General features: G+C 65.9%; 3 protein-coding genes. All 3 read right to left on the bottom strand.

What is annotated here, in order from left to right; genetic code table 11:
• Positions 1–225 precede the first annotated feature (225 nt).
• Positions 226–2583 carry a TRAP transporter large permease subunit gene (locus ENN83_RS16860; RefSeq protein ID WP_287188993.1) on the bottom strand — a complete coding sequence of 786 codons (2358 nt, stop codon included), beginning with the start codon at positions 2581–2583 and terminating at the stop codon, positions 226–228.
• Between the two features lie 17 nt (positions 2584–2600).
• Positions 2601–3530, bottom strand: a complete 930-nt coding sequence (locus ENN83_RS16855) for a TRAP transporter small permease subunit (protein WP_287188991.1) — start codon at positions 3528–3530, stop codon at positions 2601–2603.
• Positions 3531–3639: 109 nt separating this feature from the next.
• The gene (locus ENN83_RS16850; RefSeq protein WP_287188989.1) at positions 3640–4728 is read right to left on the bottom strand and encodes a TRAP transporter substrate-binding protein; all 1089 of its coding nucleotides are present in this window, start codon (positions 4726–4728) and stop codon (positions 3640–3642) included.
• Positions 4729–4857: the final 129 nt, after the last annotated feature.

Below are 4857 nucleotides of genomic sequence, written 5' to 3'. Positions count from 1 at the left end.
CCTACCTGTGGCAGCGCGGACCGGGCTGGAAACCCACCCTGCCCTCGGCGCAACCGGGCGATTTCACCATGGCCGACCTGCGGCGGCTGGTGGACGACATCAACCCCATCGGGGACGGCTGAGCGGCCCGCGCCCGGATCGGCCCCGGGCGCAAGGGCATGCCGTTCCTGGTCGGAGGGCAGCGCCCGCCTTTGGGGGGGGGCGGGTGCTGCCCGACGGCGCGGATCAGCCTGCGGGCAGCAGATTGGGCACGAGGGTCACGATCCCGGGGAAGGCCCAGAGGATCCCCAGGCCCACCACCTGGATGATGACGAACGGAATGACGCCGCGATAGATATGCATCGTCGTGACCTCCCTGGGCGCCACGCCGCGCAGGTAGAACAGCGCAAAGCCGAAGGGCGGCGTCAGGAACGAGGTCTGAAGGTTCACCGCGATCATGATCGTGACCCAGGCCGGATCGAAGCTGCCGCCATAGATCACCGGGCCGACGATCGGCACGACGATGTAGATGATTTCAAGGAAATCCAGCACGAAGCCCAGCACGAAAAGCACCAGCATGACGATCAGGAAGACCTTGAACTCGTCATCGAAGCTGCGCAGGAATTGCTGGATATAGTGCTCGCCCCCGAACGAGATCACGACAAGGTTCAGAAGCTGCGAACCGATCAGGATGGCGAACACCATCGAGGTGACCTTGGCGGTCTCGCGCACCACCGGCGACAGCACCCCCGAACGGAACAGCACCCAGCAGGCGTAAAGGATGCCGAACATCGCGAAGTGATAGGCGCCCTGCGCGACGAAGAAAGCGACCCAGTCCTCGAAGGGCACGTTCGAGCGGCTGACACGCAGATCGAAGTTCACGCCGACGAGGATCATGATGAAGATGGCGAAGGACGCCCAGAGGATCAGGCGGCCCGAACGGTTCTCCTCGCGCAGCTTGCGATAGGCGGCCAGCATCAGCGCCCCGCCCGCCCCCAGCGCGGCGGCAGGTGTCGGGTTGGTGATGCCGCCCAGGATCGAACCCAGCACCGCCACGATCAGCACCAGCGGCGGAAAGACCACGCGCAACAGATCCGACTGCGCCAGCAGGCCGACCGCGTGGCGCAGCCCGTAAAGCGCGATGCCGAAGGGCAGCGCCAGCAACAGGAACATCGCCCCCGGCGAGGTGACGGGCGAGATCAGCACCGCATCGACCGCCAGCGCAAGCACCAGCCCCCCCGCCCCGATCAGCAGCGGGCGGAGATCGGCCCCGGGCACCACCCCGCGCGCCGTGGTCAGCAGAAGGCCCAGAAGCACCACGACCACCATCAGCGACGAAGACACAGGTGCGGCGGCGGCGATCCGCGCCTCAAGGGCGGCGGCGCGTTCCTCGGGGCTCACCCGATGAGCCTGCACCTCGCCGCCAGCGGCCTCGATGGCGCGTTGCTGTTCGACCGCGCGATCCCATTTTTCCTGCCCATGCAGCGCGATCATCGACGCCTTGCACTGATCCGAGACATTGGTGCGCAGCACCGCGCCCTCGGTCCGTTCGGAAAAGCCGCTGACCGTGACATCCTGGCTGCCCACGATGCCCACCGCGCCCAGCAGGAAGGCGCCCCCGATCAGCCCTAGCGGCGCGGCCAGGAACCACCGAAATTTATCGCCGCGCGACTTGGCCGGACCCGAGGCCGCTGCGAAGGACACCGGCGGCGCCTTGGAGGGGTAGAGCAGCGCGAAACCGAAGGCATAGGCGGCATAAAGCGCCGCCAGCAGGATGCCCGGCAGGATCGCCGCCTGGAACAGCGTGCCGACCGAAACCACCGCCGCCTTGCCCAGATAGGTCAGCGCATCGGGGCAACCCGCCATCTGCGCCCGGCTTTCCTGCGAGGTCGCGTAAAGATCGCCCGCCAGCGTGCCCAGCAGCACGATCACGATCGAGGGCGGGATGATCTGGCCCAGCGTCCCGCTGGCCGCGATGACCCCGGTGGCCAGTTCCGGCGAATAGCGGTTGCGCAGCATCGTCGGCAGCGACAGCAGGCCCATCGTCACCACCGTCGCCCCCACGATGCCCGTGGAGGCGGCAAGGAAGGCGCCGACCACCACCACCGCGACCGCCAGCCCGCCCGGCAGCGGGCCGAAGACCCACGCCATCGTCGTAAGCAGGTCATTGGCGATCTTCGAGCGTTCCAGCGTGATGCCCATCATCACGAACATCAGCACCGCCAGCAGCGTCTCGATCGACTGACCGGCCAGAACGCGCTCGTTGATGCGGTTGACGATGAAGCTGACATTGCGATCCATCGCCACTTCCCAGCCTTGCGGGAAAAGCGCCGTCTCATAGCGTGGCAGATCGGGATATCGGAAGACCGATATATCGTTGGGATGGATCCCCTGCGCGGTCAGCGCCGAATAGGCCGCGCTGCCGGTATCGACCGCCTGGTGGATCAACAGCCCCGCGCTGTCCAGCGCGGCCACGATCCCGAACGAGACGACCGCCGCCCCCCCGATGGCGAAGGCCACCGGAAAGCCCGACAGGATCCCCGCGAACAGGCAGAGAAAGACGATGATCAGGCCGATCTCGATACCGTCAAGTCCGAACGACATGCGCCCGCCCTGCCCCCCTAATGCGTGGCTTCACGGGCGTCTTCGCCCGAACCCAGACTGTCCCTGTCAAGGTATTTGCCCGCGCTCTCCTCGCCTTCGAGATACTCGAGCAGGGCCCGGTAGAAGACCGCGATGGCCTGAAGGAACACCAGCCCCGCAAAGGCCACCAGCAGCACCTTGAACAGGAAATAGCCGTTGAAGCCGTTGGGCGAGAACCCGATGGTCTCGACATTCCAGCGCAGCGCCTGCGCCTTCGTCAGAAGCCGGTCCAGCGATTCCGAGGCCGAGGGCTTGGGCGTGATGAGGTGGCGCCAGAGGAAATACCACGAGTAAAGCCAGACCAGCACCGCCATCGGCATCATGAAGACCAGCGCGCCCGCCATGTCGATCAGCCTCTTGGTGCGGTGGCTGACATGGGCATAGACGAGATCGACCCGGACATGGCCGGACTGCACGAAGGTATAGCTGATGCACAGGCAGACGATCATCGCGTTGTAAAGCTTCAACTCCTCGGACCACCAGCTGAGATCCTTTGAGAACGCATAGCCCAGCGGGCCAAGGCTGATCTCGGAGACGCGAAAGATGCGTTGCAGGAACACGGTCATGATCTGTTGCAGCACCATCAACAGCCCCGCCCAGGCAAAGAACCGGCCGATGGTGTTGGCGAAACCCTCCAGGGCGCGCACCGACCCCCACATGATCGCCCGCCGCCACAGCCCCAGACCGGTCAATACGAGGAACGCGGCAAGCACGACGAAGAAAAGCTCGGTCGAGGCGCCGTAATAGACCACGCGCATGATCGCCTGCGGATTCGACCAGTCGAGCCACAGGCCCGGATGGGCGATCGCATAGCCGAGATTATAGAAGGCAAGGGCGAGGTTCTTGATGAACCACAGCACCCAGCCCCCAAGCGCGCCCAGCACGCCGACCGATCCGGACCCGTCCATCTGCGCCCCCTGTTGCCCAGCCGTCGCGGATCGGCCCCCGGTCGGGGCGGATGCGAAAGGGCTGGCGCGGCGCCCCCGCTGCGAACGGGGGCGCCAGCCGGATTTCGGATCAGAGCCCCATCACGCGGTTGCGCTGGGCCGCGAACTCGGCCTCGGACCGGCCATTCCAGGCAGCCGAACTGGTCATCGAGGCCATGTAGCTGTCATGGCATTTCTTGTAGAGCGGATCGCCCATCGGTTCGGCGATCACCTCGAGCGAGGCGGCGCCGAAGGCATCCCAGACGCTGTCGGGGAATTCGAGGAGCTGCACGCCCGCGGCCTGCAACCGGGTCAGCGCGGCGGCATTGTTCGCCATGAACTGGGACATCGACCAGATGTTGCACGCGCCCGCCGCCTGTTCGATCGCGGCCCGGTGCGCCGGGGCCAGATCCTCGAACACCTCGAGATTGACCGTCAGGTTCAGGTTCGGGCCGGGCTCGTGGAAGCCGGCGGTATAATAGGTCTTGGTGATCTCCTGGAAACCGGCCTTCTCGTCGGCCCATGGCCCGATCCATTCGGTCCCGTCGATCGCCCCCGAGGCCAGCGCCTGATACACTTCGGAGCCAGGCAGGTTCTGCACGCTCGCGCCCAGCTTGCCCAGCACCTGGCCGCCCTGGCCGGGCATGCGGAACTTCAAGCCCTGGAAATCCTCGGGACCGTTGATCTCCTTGCGGAACCAGCCACCGGCCTGCGGGCCGGTATTGCCCGCCGAGAACGCCTTGAGCCCGAAGATGCTGTACAGTTCGTCCGCCAGTTCGCGGCCACCGCCATGGTGGAGCCAGTTGTTGTATTCCTGGAAGGTCATCCCGAACGGCACCTGGCTGAAGAACGAGAGCGCCGGGTGCTGGCCGAGGAAGTAGTAATCGACACCGTGATACATGTCGGCCTGACCGGCCGAGACGGCGTCGAACACCTCGAAGGCGCCGACCAGTTCGCCCGCAGCCTTGAGGTCCACGCTCAGCTGGCCATCGGTGATCGCGGTGATCGCGTCGGCACAGTATTGCGCGGCGTCATGCACCCCCGCAAGGCCGCGGCCCCAGGTGGTGACCAGCGTCAGCGTCCGCCGGCCCTGCGCATAGGCGGGCGCGGCCAGCGTCCCGGCGGCGGCCGCGGCCGTACCGCCCAGCGCGGAGGTCCTCAGAAAAGAACGGCGATCCATCAGTAATACTCCCGGTTGGCGCCCGCCGCTTGAGCGGGCGGATCGTTCGCGTGGACGAAATCTATCGACAGCCTTGCCTCAGATAAATAGCCGCGAACGCCCGGGCGGGTTTTTTTTACGGCGTCGAAT

It is taken from the genome of Rhodovulum sp. (assembly GCF_011048875.1).
In the GTDB taxonomy this organism is placed as follows: Bacteria; Pseudomonadota; Alphaproteobacteria; order Rhodobacterales; family Rhodobacteraceae; genus Rhodovulum; species Rhodovulum tesquicola.
The sequence above is the reverse complement of the archived record's forward strand: the minus strand, read 5'-3'. Positions and strand labels throughout refer to the sequence as shown.

Bases quoted from the DNA above. Each gene is read 5' to 3' on its own strand.
- ENN83_RS16860 (WP_287188993.1), bottom strand. From the start codon at position 2,583: ATGTCGTTCGGACTTGACGGTATCGAGATCGGCCTGATCATCGTCTTT.
- ENN83_RS16855 (WP_287188991.1), bottom strand. From the start codon at position 3,530: ATGGACGGGTCCGGATCGGTCGGCGTGCTGGGCGCGCTTGGGGGCTGG.
- ENN83_RS16850 (WP_287188989.1), bottom strand. From the start codon at position 4,728: ATGGATCGCCGTTCTTTTCTGAGGACCTCCGCGCTGGGCGGTACGGCC.